Consider the following 13,543-nt stretch of genomic DNA (forward strand, 5'->3'; position numbering starts at 1 on the left):
AAAAAGCCTTTCATTTCTGAAAGGCTTTAAGAATTATAAATTAATGTTGTGATTAATTTCCTTGTATTTCTCGTACACGTAAGGTATTTACCATTCCTTTTTCGCTAATAGGCATTGCTGCAAGGCTAATAACCATATCACCTACTTCAAGATAACCTTGATCCCGTGCAATGCGATTTACGTCACGTACGGTCTCGTCTGTAGATACAAATTTATCGTAATAAAATGCTTTAACTCCCCAAAGTAAGTTTAATTGGGTCAAGATAATTTTATTAGATGTAAATACTAAAATATGAGATTTTGGCCTCCAAGCTGAAATTTGAAAAGCTGTATAACCACTATTTGTAAGCGTTGTAATTGCCTTTGCATCAATCTCATTTGCCATTAAGGCAGCGTGATAACAAATTGCTTTAGTAATATATCGATTTGTGCGTATGTGCGGAGGAGTATGTGGTACTTTAATAAGATCAGAATCTTCTACTTTAGATAAAATCGAAGCCATACGCTCAATAACCTGAACAGGATATTTACCTACAGATGTTTCTCCACTTAGCATCACAGCATCTGCACCATCCATTACAGAGTTAGCAACATCGTTAACTTCTGCTCGTGTAGGCGTTAAGCTATCGATCATGGTTTCCATCATTTGAGTCGCAATGATTACCGGTATGCGTGCTTTTTTAGCTGCAAGTACAAGTTCTTTTTGAATAAGAGGAACTTCTTCTGCAGGAATTTCAACACCAAGATCTCCACGAGCAACCATAAGTCCATCACTATAAGCAACAATTTTATCGATGTTCTTAACAGCTTCTGGTTTTTCTATTTTGGATATAATAGGAATTTTGTGCTCTGAGTGTTCTTTAATTAAATCTTGCAATTGTATTAAATCACCTTCGTGACGCACAAAAGAAAGAGCTAACCAATCTACTTTTTGACTAATTGCAAAAATTGCATCTTCAATATCTTTTTCTGTTAACGCAGGAAGAGAAATGTTTGTATTCGGAAGATTTACACCTTTGCGTGATTTTAGCGGTCCACCTTGAATAACTACAGTTTCAACTTCACTTTCGTTATCAGATTTAAGAACTTCAAAAATTAATTTTCCGTCATCAAGAAGTATGCGTTCTCCTTTATTTACATCTCTAGGAAAATGTTGATAATTCATATAAACACGCTCCTTTGTACCTTCAAACTCTTCTTTTGTAGAAAAAGTGATGATGTCTCCAGGATTAACTTCAATACCTTCTTTCATTATACCTACACGAAGCTTAGGGCCTTGTAAGTCTGCTAAAATAGCGGTGTTGTAACCAAATTCATCGCTAAGGCTGCGTATCATTTGAATGCGTTCTTTTACTGCATCATAATCTGCATGTGAAAAGTTGATTCTAAAGACATCTACACCCGCTTTAATCATTTCGTGTAGTACCTCTCTCTTGCTAGTTGCGGGACCTAGAGTTGCAACAATTTTGGTTTTTTTCTTATTTGACATTATTCAAAAATTAAATTTTGTTTTGATTTTAAGGAACTTACGTTAACATCGTAAGCCGTTATTATTTGGGATATTTGGTTCAACTGGTTTAGAAGTGTCTGTAGGCATACCTGTTCAGAATCACTCTCAATTTTGAGCAAATAATCTGCATTTCTAACCTCGGGTACTAAATTAAAAGTCTTAAAATGTTCACCTGCAGATTCTGCAAATAAATCATTATTAGATAAATTACCTAGCTCTTTAAATTTGTACTTGTTGCTTATAAGCGTATAATTTACATAGTTTTTTACATCTTCATACTGCATAGTAGGAAAACTATATCTGTCATTCTTAGTATAGTAATGTACATCCTTAGCACATTTTAAATGTAAGCCTGCATATTTATTAAGAATAAACGCCAATCTATAATCTTCTAATGAACAATGCATTGCTATTAATGCAAAATCGTATTCAAACGTATCGTCCAATAAAAGTTTTAGAGCGGCCATAGAAATGTTTAAGCACCTAAATATACTTAAAGTCTAACAGAAATATGCGTGTTTAACCTTAAGTAAATGTAAAATGAGAATCTATGCTAAATTGATTTAGTTGAAACGATGCAAATCTATTTTGTTTTGAAAAACATAGTAGGCTCTTTTTGCGGCTTTCTCTTCAGCTTTCTTTTTTGAAGTAGATCGTCCTTTTGCAACTTGCTTACCATCAATAGATAACTTTACCGAAAAATGCCTGATAGCATCTAACCCTGAGTCTTCATAAGTATCAAATTCAAACACTCGCTTTTCTTTTTGACACCATTCGATAAGAAGACTTTTGTAGCTAATTACCCTACCCTCCAGTTTTTCTATATCTACATACGGTTCTATTACACGCTTGTTGATAAACCTACAACAGTATTTATATCCGCGATCCTGGTAAATAGCACCTACAAGTGATTCAAATAAATTTCCGTGCACATTTGTGCCAAAATTCTCTTTGGGTATTGCAGACCTTAAAAGACTTAATAGATTTAAATCTCTACCTAATTCATTTAAATGTTCTCGGCTAACTACTTTAGATCTCATTTTTGTAAGATACCCTTCATCACCTCTGCCTACCTCATCAAAAAGGTGAGCTGCAATTACACTTCCCAGCATAGAATCACCTAAAAACTCGAGACGCTCATAATTAAAAGCGTGGCCTTTAGCATTTTTAATCCCCATTGATCTATGGGTAAATGCCTCTTCGTAGTGTTTAATATTGCTAGGTTTAAAACCAATAATAGCTTTAATAGCAGCAAAAAAATTCCCGTCCTTTTCAGAACGGGAAGTAAATATGTTGCGAATCGCACTCATATATTATTATTCGCTAAACTTTTTGAAAATTACACAAGCATTGTGACCTCCAAAACCGAAAGTGTTGCTCATTGCAACGTTTACCTCACGTTTTTGAGCTTTGTTTAAAGTTAGGTTTAGTGAAGAATCAATATTCTCATCTACAGTCGTATGATTTATTGTAGGCGGTACAAGACTGTGCTGCATAGCTAATATTGAAGCAATTGCTTCTATAGCACCGGCAGCCCCCAGTAAGTGACCTGTCATAGACTTTGTTGAATTAATATTAATATCTTTAGCATGCTCACCAAATACTTTAGTAATTGCCTTCAGTTCTGCTACATCACCTAATGGGGTTGAGGTACCATGAGTGTTAATAGCATCTACTTCTTCAGGCTTAATATTTGCATCACGTAAGCAATTAAGCATTACACGTTCTACACCTATACCTTCAGGATGTGGAGCAGTCATATGATACGCATCACTTGACATACCACCACCAGCAATTTCTGCATATATTTTAGCTCCTCTAGCTTTAGCGTGCTCGTATTCCTCAAGGATCAGAGCACCTGCACCTTCTCCTAAAACAAACCCATCTCGGGTAGAGTCAAAAGGACGTGAAGCTGTTTCAGGATTATCATTTCTGGTCGACAAAGCGTGCATAGCGTTAAAACCGCCCATACCTGCTTTTGTTACTGCTGCCTCACTTCCTCCCGTAACAATAATATCACAATGGCCTAAACGTATATAGTTTAGAGCATCTATCATTGCATTGGCAGACGATGCGCAAGCAGAAACTGTCGTATAATTAGGACCCATAAAACCGTGCTTGATAGAAATATTACCAGGGGCAATATCAGCTATCATTTTAGGTATAAAAAATGGGTTAAATCTTGGGGTCCCATCACCTTCAGCAAAGTTTATAACTTCATCTTGAAAAGTCTCAAGACCACCTATACCAGCTCCCCAAATTACTCCAACTCTAAATTTATCAACCTCATCAAGATTTATTCCTGCATCCTTGATAGCCTGATCTGAAGACACTAATGCATATTGTGCAAAGCGATCTAACTTTCTGGCTTCTTTTCTGTCAAAAAAATCTTCAGCGTTAAAATTTTTGAGCTCACAAGCGAATTTGGTTTTAAACTTCTCTGCGTCAAAATACGTAATAGGGGCACAGCCACTCTTACCTGTACTCAATCCTTCCCAATATTCTTCAATATTGTTCCCGATTGGCGTAAGCGCACCAAGACCTGTTACAACGACTCGCTTTAACTCCATAAGGTAATTTGCTTTCTTCTTATTTTGCTTCTTCTATATAGGAAATAGCCTGGCCTACAGTAGCTATATTTTCTGCCTGGTCGTCTGGAATTTGGATATCAAATTCTTTTTCAAACTCCATAATAAGCTCAACTGTATCTAACGAGTCTGCTCCTAGGTCGTTTGTGAAGCTAGCTTCTGCAACAACCTCGTTCTCATCAACGCCTAATTTATCTACGATGATGGCTTTTACTCTTGATGCAATGTCTGACATAATATTTTATTTTTAATTTTAATTAGGAGGCAAAAATAGCAAACTTTACGGTTTTACCACATTCCCTATCTAAAATGTGTCGTTAAAATAAACATTTCCTTTTTAACTTTAGAAAAAAAACCTCCTAATAAAGGATATTTATTACTTGCTTTGCAGCTCCAAAACATAAGTATACTATGAAGAAGATCGTAATTTTTGCATCTGGCAGCGGTTCAAATGCACAGCGTATTGCAGAATATTTTAAAGAGCGAAATGATGCGCGTGTTGATCTTATTTTGAGCAATAAACCCACTGCAAAAGTACTTGAACGGGCTACAAAACTTGATATTAGCAGCTTTAGTTTCAATAAAAAAGCCTTTTATGAGACTAATCATGTTTCTAAACTTCTAGATGCAATACAACCAGATCTTATAGTTCTTGCCGGCTTTTTATGGCTATTCCCTAAAGCTATAATTAAATCATATGAGGGAAAAATTATAAATATACACCCAGCCTTGCTACCTTCTTACGGCGGGAAAGGTATGTATGGGGCAAATGTGCACAATGCAGTTGTAACTGCAAAAGAAAAAGAGTCTGGCATTTCTATACATTATGTAACTGAAAATTATGATGAGGGCGCAATAATTTTTCAGGCTAAGACAAAACTTAATTCAGAAGAAACGGCAGAAAGTCTAGCCGCTAAAATTCATCAGCTTGAATATGAGCATTTTCCAAAAGTTATTGCGGCGCTATTAGAAAAGCAATAAACAATTAAAATATCATTGAGATTTCCGCCTGTGTGGAAATGAAAAGTAATTTTTCAATGGCTAAAAAAGAAAAGTTCTACGTCGTTTGGCAAGGAAAAAAACCTGGTATTTATACAAAATGGAAGGATTGCAAAGCGATGATTGATGGTTATGCAGGAGCCCAATACAAATCCTTTTTATCTTTTGCAGAAGCTAAAACAGCATTCAATAAAGATTATAATGATGTAAAAGGCAGTTCTAAAAAAAAGCGGGTGCTTTCTGATATTGAAAAGCAAAAATATGGCGAACCCAATCTTTATTCTATTGCTGTAGATGCCGCAAGTTCAGGAAATCCGGGAATTATGGAATATCGCGGTGTTGACACACAAACTCAAAAACAACTCTTTCATCAAGGTCCTTTTAAACAAGGAACAAATAATATAGGTGAATTTTTAGCACTTGTACACGGACTCGCTTTTCTGAAAAAAAATAAAAGTGACCGCATAATTTATTCAGACTCTAGAATTGCCATAGGCTGGGTCAAGAAGAAAAAATGCAATACAAAACTTACTGAAAGCGCCCGCAATAAAGATGTTTATGATCTGGTACGTCGCGCCGAACACTGGCTTAAAGCAAATACGTATACAACAGTAATTGTTAAATGGGAAACAAAAGCGTGGGGAGAAATTCCTGCAGATTTCGGAAGAAAGTAAGTTTAATAGTTCTCTAACGACCATTGTTTAAAATTGCACTATCAAAACAGTATATTTGCACAAAATTATTTGAATGCAAAAAATGGTAATTGTAGGCACTTGTGCCTTTGATGAAATAGAATCTCCTTTTGGAAAAACAGGAAAAATATTAGGTGGTGCAGGTACCTACATAGGTCTTGCTGCATCAAATTTTGATCTAGATCAAGCAATAGTTTCTATTGTAGGGTCAGATTTTCCGCAAGAATATATTGACATTTTAAAGAATAAAGGTGTGAATATGGAAGGTCTTGAGATCGTTAAAGATGGTAAAACATTTTTCTGGAAAGGTCTTTATCATAATGACCTCAACTCAAGAGATACACTAGTAACAGAATTAAATACCCTAGCAGATTTTAATCCAATTGTTCCTGAAGATTACAAAGATTCAGAAATTGTGGTTTTAGGTAATCTGCATCCTATAGTTCAGCTCTCTGTATTAAAGCAAATGAATACTAAGCCAAAACTTGCTATTCTGGACACCATGAACTTCTGGATGGATAGTGCCCTTGAAGATTTAAAAAATGTAATTGCACATGTAGATGTGATTACAATTAATGATGAAGAAGCACGCCAATTAAGTGATGAATATTCTCTGGTTGTGGCAGCACAAAAAATATCGGAGATGGGACCTAAATTTGTTGTGATTAAAAAAGGAGAACACGGAGCGTTACTTTTTGAAGGTGAGAATATTTTCTTTGCTCCTGCACTACCTTTAGAAGAAGTTTTTGACCCTACCGGTGCCGGCGACACCTTTGCAGGAGGATTTGCAGGTTATCTTGCCAGTACAGGAGATTATTCTTTTGAAAATATGAAACGAGCAATTATTCACGGCTCGAATCTTGCATCATTTTGTGTAGAGAAATTTGGCACAGAACGAATGCAAGATTTAAAACCAGACGAGATAAATCAACGCTTACTGAAATTCAAAGCGTTAACCCAATTTAATATAGACCTATAAAACAACCGCGCCCTCTTCTAACCGAAGGGGGCGCAAACATTTGACTAAGTTATGAGTGACGCAATAAAGCACGAATGTGGAATTTCGGTAATACGGTTATTAAAGCCACTAGAGTATTACAAGGAGAAGTACGGCAGTGCATTTTATGGGGTAAATAAAATGTATCTAATGATGGAGAAGCAGCATAACCGCGGTCAGGATGGTGCAGGTTTTGCCAGCATAAAATTGGATGTAGGTCCAGGCGAGCGATACATAAGCAGACAGCGATCAATAGCACAGCAACCTATTCAGGATATTTTTGCACAGATTAATTCTCGAATTAATGAGACGCTACTTGAGCATCCAGAATACGCAGATGATGTTGCATTACAGAAAAAGTATGTTCCATATATAGGTGAATTGCTTTTAGGCCATGTACGCTATGGTACCTTCGGAAAAAATAGTGTTGAAAGTGTACATCCATTTTTAAGACAAAATAACTGGATGCATCGTAATCTTATTGTTGCGGGTAACTTTAATATGACTAATGTTTTTCAGCTTTTTAATAAGCTTGTAGAACTTGGTCAGCATCCTAAAGAGAAGGCAGATACTATTACCGTAATGGAAAAAATAGGTCACTTTCTGGATGATGCCGTTGCTAAAATTTATAAAAAACTTAAAAAAGAAGGGTTTTCAAAGTTTGAAGCATCTCCGCAAATTGCAGAGCGCCTTAATATCGCAAAGATTTTAAGAAAAGCTTCAAGAGACTGGGATGGTGGTTATGCAATGGCTGGCTTACTGGGTCATGGAGATGCGTTTGTATTGCGTGATCCATCAGGAATAAGACCTGCATATTACTATCAAGATGATGAAGTGGTGGTAGTTGCTAGTGAGCGACCTGTAATTCAAACTGTTTTTAATGCAAAGTTTGAAGATGTTCAGGAATTAGATCCTGGTCATGCTATCATTATTAAGAAAAGTGGAGCGACTTCTATAGAGCAGGTACAAGAGCCTCGTGAGCGTAAAGCATGTTCTTTTGAACGTATCTATTTCTCTAGAGGTAGTGATGCAGAAATTTACCAAGAACGTAAACAACTTGGTCGTTTGTTAATGCCCGAAGTTTTAAAACATATTAATCACGATACGCAAAACACTGTTTTTAGTTATATTCCTAATACAGCAGAAACATCATTTTATGGAATGGTCGAGGCTGCTCAAGAAGAACTTGATAAGCAAAAAACAGCTGAAATACTAGAACATCGCGACACCTTAGATGAAAAAGGTCTTAATACCATTTTATCAAAGAAGCTAAGAACTGAAAAAATAGCAATTAAAGATGTTAAGCTACGTACTTTTATCACAGAAGACAGTAGTAGAGATGATCTAGTAGCTCACGTATATGATGTTACGTATGGTGTTGTTAAATCGACAGATAATCTTGTGATAATTGACGACAGTATTGTTCGCGGTACAACATTGAAGAAAAGTATTATTAAAATGCTTTCTCGTCTGAATCCTAAAAAAGTGGTAGTTGTTTCTTCGGCACCGCAAATACGCTATCCAGATTGCTATGGTATCGATATGGCAAAACTTCAAGACTTTGTGGCATTTAGAGCTGCAGTAGCATTGTTAGAAGAAACAGGTCAAACAGAAATTATAGATCGGGTTTATCAAAAATCACTATCGCAAGTAAGTTTTGAAGATAAGGATGTAGTAAACTATGTAAAAGAAATTTACAAACCTTTTACAGACGAGCAGATATCTGATAAAATTGCACAGTTACTAGTTGATGAAACAATACAGACTGAGGTAAGTGTTATTTATCAAAAAGTTGAAAATTTACATAAGGCTTGTCCTAAGAATTTAGGAGACTGGTACTTTACAGGTGATTATCCTACTCCGGGGGGAAATCGCGTTGTAAACAGAGCTTTTATCAATTATGTAGAAGGAAGTTTAAAAAGAGCGTATTAAAAAAGGTACTTAAACTGATAATTTCGTATTTTATCTAAAACTTTATGTATACTTAATTATACAACGTACTTTGGACATTACCAGAGCATAAGTAGGTTAAGTTCATGGTAGATTTGGGGCAAAAAAGGTGGATTTATTCCACCTTTTTTATTGCCAAAATTCGGGGTTGCGCTCACACAAAAAATGACCAGAAGTCGCAAAAATTCATTGTTGAATAAAGGTTGAAATAAATTTTAGAAGCGAGCCGTTTCTTTCTTCAGGTTTTCCACCTTTTTTATTGCCAAAATTCGGGGTGGCGAGCACACGAAAAATGACTAGAAGTCGCAAAAGTTCATTATTGAATAAAGGTTGAAATAAATTTTAGAAGCGAGCCGTTTCTTTCCTCAGATTTTCCACCTTTTTTATTGCCAAAATTCGGGGTGGCGAGCACACGAAAAATGACCAGAAGTCGCAAAAATTCATTATTGAATAAAGGTTGAAAATAATTTTAGAAGCGAGCCGTTTCTTTCCCCAGGTTTTCCACCTTTTTTATTGTCACAAATTCGGGGTGGCGAGCACACGAAAATGACTAGAAGTCGCAAAAATTCATTGTTGAATAAAGGTTGAAATAAATTTTAGAAGCGAGCCGTTTCTTTCCCCAGGTTTTCCACCTTTTTTATTGCCACAAATTCGGGGTGGCGAGCACGATATTTTTTGACATAAAAAATGAGCATAAAAAAACCCGGAATAAATTCCGGGTTTTTGAATAATTATAAATGCTTATTAATTATTTATTCTGCGCATAGCGGCTAGAAACTTCTTTCCAGTTTATTACATTAAAAAATGCTTCAATATAATCTGGACGTCTGTTTTGATAGTTTAAGTAATATGCGTGTTCCCATACATCCAATCCTAGAATCGGCGTACCACCACAACCTACTTCTGGCATAAGTGGATTATCTTGATTAGGAGTAGAACATACTTCTACTTTTCCACCTTCATGAACACATAGCCAAGCCCATCCAGAACCAAATTGTGACCCTGCTGCACTACTAAATTTATCTTTAAAAGCTTCGAAAGAACCAAAAGCAGCATTAATTGCCTCGGCTAATTCTCCTGTAGGCTCTCCTCCTCCATCTGGAGACATTACTTCCCAGAAAAGACTATGGTTATAAAAACCACCACCATTATTACGAACAGCACTATTAGACATATCAAGATTGATTAGAATATTTTCTATAGTCTTACCTTCGTGATCTGTGCCTTCGATAGCTGCATTTAATTTGCTTGTATAACCAGCGTGATGCTTACCGTGGTGAATTTCCATGGTTTTAGCATCAATATTAGGTTCTAATGCGTCTTTAGCATATTTTAAACTTGGAAGTTGAAATGACATATTTATTTATTTTTTTGTTAATATAACAGTTGATTTCCAAAGATAGCAATTCAGCTTTCGTAATTAAAGCAACACGTGTTATAAAAGTCTTAAGTTTTAAATATTAAGTTCTTAGGGCCTTATTCGAATTAAATTATTAACTCCTTTATTATCTTGAATTTATGCAAGATCATCATACAATTTCTATTTACAATGCTTCCGCCGGTGCCGGAAAGACATTTGCTCTTGTAAAAAATTATCTCGTAATACTTTTTAAAAGTAAAAACGAGTTTAAATACCGCAGAATTCTTGCGATTACATTTACAAATAAGGCGGTTGCAGAGATGAAATTGCGTATTGTAGATAATCTTCAGTCTTTCACAAAGGATGAGATCATCAATGATCCCAGTCCCATGTTGCTTGCTATCGAAGAAGAGACCGGCTTGAGCAGGTTAGATATTCAGAATAAATCAAAGAAGCTTCTAAAAAATATAGTTCAGGATTTTGCATCATTTGATGTTGTTACTATCGATAATTTTACGCATCGAGTTATTCGCACATTTGCACACGATTTAAAAATTCCTCAAAATTTTGAGGTTGAATTAAATACTCAAGATGTTTTAGAACAGGCTGTAGACAGGTTAATTGACAAGGCCGGAAAAGATAAACTGGTGACCGATATTCTTCTTGATTATGCTCTAGAGAAAATAGACAGTGATCGAAGCTGGGATATATCTAGAGATTTTTATGACATAAGTAGATTATTACTTAGTGAGAATGACAGAGCTTATTTAAAAATGCTTGAGGGAAAGTCGCTTGAAGATTTTGCCGAATTGAAAAGACATATACGACTATCTGTTATTAGCACAGAAAAAGCAATTATTGAAAACGCAAAAAAACTTCTCGATTTTATTTCTTCAAATGGGCTGGAAGAAGGACATTTTAAAGGTAAATATTTACCGAAAGCACTCGTAAAAATTGCTGACGGGTTGTTTACAATCAATACCACATCTGCATGGGTAGTGAATTTAGGTGAAGAGCCTATGTATACAAAAACGCAAAAACAGCCTATTAAGGATATTCTAGATGAAATTGCTCCAGAAATCGCTCTTCAGTTTAACACAATTAAACATGATATTTTAAACTTAAGTTTTCAGGAAGAGCTTTATAAAAAAATTACTCCTCTATCTGTATTACAAGCGATACAAGACGAGGTTGATAAAATAAAGACAGAGAATAATTTGATATTAATATCAGATTTTAATGAGTTGATAAGTAAAAATATTGCCGATCAACCTACACCATTTATTTATGAGCGTTTGGGTGAGCGTTATGAAAATTACTTTATAGATGAGTTTCAGGATACTTCAAGATTACAATGGGGAAATTTAATCCCATTGATAGATAATGCCGTTAGTGTAAATCAATCTGAAGATTTATCGAATAGTCTTATGCTAGTGGGAGATCCTAAGCAAGCAATATACCGCTGGCGCGGAGGGGAGGCTGCTCAGTTCATAGAGTTATCTAATACTACTAATCCTTTTCAAAATGAAGATAAGGCAATTATAAATCTACCCTTTAATTACCGCAGTTTTCACGAAGTTATTAATTTTAATAATTCCTTTTTTAGTAAGCTCGCGAATATCTTTGAAAATGAAGATTATAAAAGAATATATACTGAAGGCAATGCCCAAAAAGTAAATTCTAAAGAAGGAGGTTATGTGTCAATTTCTTTTATAGATGCCATTAATAAGGAAGAATCTATCCCCTTATATCTTGACGAAGTAGTATCAAGAATCGCATCTTGTCGAGAAAATGGTTTTGATCTAAATGAGCTCTGTATTCTTGTGCGTAAAAATTCTGAAGGTATTGCAATCGCTCAACGTTTACAAGAAGAAAATATACCTGTTATTTCTAATGAGAGTCTATTAATAAAACAATCTGCTCAAGTTCAATTTATAGTTAATCTTCTTCATTATACGATAGAAAAAGAATCGTCTGCTATAAGTATTAAACTGCTTGAATATTTAGCTGAAGAATTTTTAAACTTAGAAAACCCACACACTTTTTACAAAAACAACTTAATATTTACGGGAGCCACCTTACTTAGTAATGCTTTAGGAGAAAAGTCAATCTTTGACTTTGAGCAATGTGCTAACCTTCCCCTCTATGAAGCTGTAGAATATATTATACGAAGTTTTGAATTACAAAAAGATGGTGGCGCCTACTTGCAATTTTTTCTGGATGCCGTTTATGACTTTACTCAAAAAAATTCTGGCGGTGTCCCCGAGTTTATAACCTGGTGGGATCGCAAGCAAGACAAACTAAGCATAAGTACACCACCTGGCTCAGAAGCGATACAGATAATGACTATACATAAAGCAAAAGGTCTTGAATTCCCCGTTGTAATATATCCTTTTGCAGATAGCGAATTATATCCCAGAAACTCTGATTCGTATAATTGGTATTTACCAGGTAAGGAAGATTTCTTAGGATTTGAAGCTTTACTTATAGGTCAAAAAAATGAGCTCACACAGTTTAATGATCAGACTGAAGCTTTATATCATATTAAACGAAGCCTTCAGCAGTTAGATAATATTAATATCCTTTATGTTGCATTAACGCGTAGTGTAGAGCAATTACATATCATTACAAATAAAGGTGCGCTGAGCAAAAGTGAACCAAAATCATTTTCAGACTTGTTTATAAATTATGTAAGTGAGTTTCCTGAATTTAGTGAAGAATCTTATTTCTTTTCAACAGGTAATAAAGAGCGAATTTCAAAACCCGGTATTTCAGATCTTATTTCAGAACATTTGGCACTTACTAGTACAGCAAAGGAAGATCATAATCTTATTATGGTCACCCAAGCTGATACATTGTGGGATACTGAACTGGTTGAGGCAATAAATCTGGGGAACGTTATCCATGAACTTATGGAAAATATAAAATTTGAAGAAGATATAATTTCAGCATTAAATAAAGCCCGCACTACAGGATTGATAGAAGCCGATTACTATCAGATTCTTTATGAAAAATTACAAGGATTGATCGTCTTATTAAAAACTGAAGGATTCTTCAATAAAAGCAATACTATTTTAAACGAAAGGGATATAAATTTAAACGGAAAAACTATTAGACCAGACCGTTTGGAGATTAACGCTGATAAAGAAGTATGGTTATTGGATTATAAAACAGGTTCAAAAAACGACTCCCATAAAGATCAAATAGATGTGTATGCTAAGGCTTTAACTACCATGGGATATACCATTAGGAAGAAAATAATTGTATATCTCAATGAGGAGGAGCAAATATACATCCCTTAATAAAACACAAATTAACTTAAGGCAACTTATTAACAATGGAATTTTAAATATGTTTATATATCTGATATACAGTTATTTAAAAAATATATTTTAATGTTTGTAAGTTAATAAATACTTCTCCTTTTTTGTAATTCTTAATAAAGGT

The 13,543-nt window shown here is 34.9% G+C and carries 11 protein-coding genes; 5 read left to right on the forward strand and 6 right to left on the reverse strand.

Annotated features, from left to right (window positions below):
- Window positions 1–52 precede the first annotated feature (52 nt).
- The 5 genes from pyk to DSM00_RS00075 form a co-directional block, all read right to left on the reverse strand.
- Window positions 53–1,489, reverse strand: coding sequence for a pyruvate kinase (gene pyk / locus DSM00_RS00055; RefSeq protein WP_128755979.1), 1,437 nt, complete (start codon window positions 1,487–1,489; stop codon window positions 53–55).
- On the reverse strand, window positions 1,489–1,977 hold the full coding sequence (locus DSM00_RS00060) for an IPExxxVDY family protein (protein WP_128755980.1): 489 nt from the start codon (window positions 1,975–1,977) through the stop codon (window positions 1,489–1,491). Before DSM00_RS00060 ends, pyk begins: the two co-directional genes overlap by 1 nt.
- A 96-nt stretch (window positions 1,978–2,073) precedes the next feature.
- Entirely contained in the window at window positions 2,074–2,820 is a 747-nt protein-coding gene (rnc, locus tag DSM00_RS00065; protein WP_128755981.1) for a ribonuclease III, read from the reverse strand.
- Window positions 2,821–2,826: 6 nt separating this feature from the next.
- A complete protein-coding gene (gene fabF, locus DSM00_RS00070) occupies window positions 2,827–4,080 on the reverse strand; it encodes a beta-ketoacyl-ACP synthase II (RefSeq protein ID WP_128755982.1) in 1,254 nt (417 codons plus the stop codon).
- Window positions 4,081–4,099: 19 nt separating this feature from the next.
- The gene (locus tag DSM00_RS00075; protein ID WP_009778413.1) at window positions 4,100–4,333 is read right to left on the reverse strand and encodes an acyl carrier protein; all 234 of its coding nucleotides are present in this window, start codon (window positions 4,331–4,333) and stop codon (window positions 4,100–4,102) included.
- Window positions 4,334–4,509: 176 nt separating this feature from the next.
- Between DSM00_RS00075 and purN the strand changes: the two genes are divergently transcribed.
- The 4 genes from purN to DSM00_RS00095 all read left to right on the forward strand — a co-directional run bounded on the left by purN (window position 4,510) and on the right by DSM00_RS00095 (window position 8,718).
- Complete coding sequence (gene purN, locus DSM00_RS00080; RefSeq protein WP_128755983.1) at window positions 4,510–5,079, forward strand: phosphoribosylglycinamide formyltransferase; 570 nt, start codon at window positions 4,510–4,512, stop codon at window positions 5,077–5,079.
- A gap of 56 nt (window positions 5,080–5,135) precedes the next feature.
- Window positions 5,136–5,771 carry a ribonuclease H1 domain-containing protein gene (locus DSM00_RS00085; RefSeq protein ID WP_128755984.1) on the forward strand — a complete coding sequence of 212 codons (636 nt, stop codon included), beginning with the start codon at window positions 5,136–5,138 and terminating at the stop codon, window positions 5,769–5,771.
- Window positions 5,772–5,844: 73 nt separating this feature from the next.
- Entirely contained in the window at window positions 5,845–6,768 is a 924-nt protein-coding gene (locus DSM00_RS00090) for a PfkB family carbohydrate kinase (protein ID WP_128755985.1), read from the forward strand.
- A 51-nt stretch (window positions 6,769–6,819) separates the two neighbouring features.
- Window positions 6,820–8,718: an amidophosphoribosyltransferase gene (locus tag DSM00_RS00095; RefSeq protein WP_128755986.1), complete on the forward strand. Its 1,899-nt coding sequence runs from the start codon at window positions 6,820–6,822 to the stop codon at window positions 8,716–8,718.
- Between the two features lie 766 nt (window positions 8,719–9,484).
- On the opposite strand, the gene DSM00_RS00100 is transcribed toward DSM00_RS00095, so the two are convergent.
- Complete coding sequence (locus tag DSM00_RS00100; RefSeq protein ID WP_128755987.1) at window positions 9,485–10,093, reverse strand: superoxide dismutase; 609 nt, start codon at window positions 10,091–10,093, stop codon at window positions 9,485–9,487.
- Window positions 10,094–10,254: 161 nt separating this feature from the next.
- Here DSM00_RS00100 and DSM00_RS00105 point away from each other — a divergent pair, with 161 nt between their 5' ends.
- The gene (locus DSM00_RS00105; protein ID WP_128755988.1) at window positions 10,255–13,398 is read left to right on the forward strand and encodes a UvrD-helicase domain-containing protein; all 3,144 of its coding nucleotides are present in this window, start codon (window positions 10,255–10,257) and stop codon (window positions 13,396–13,398) included.
- Window positions 13,399–13,543 lie beyond the last annotated feature (145 nt).

The organism is Leeuwenhoekiella aequorea (genome assembly GCF_004104375.1).
In the GTDB taxonomy this organism is placed as follows: domain Bacteria; phylum Bacteroidota; class Bacteroidia; order Flavobacteriales; family Flavobacteriaceae; genus Leeuwenhoekiella; species Leeuwenhoekiella aequorea.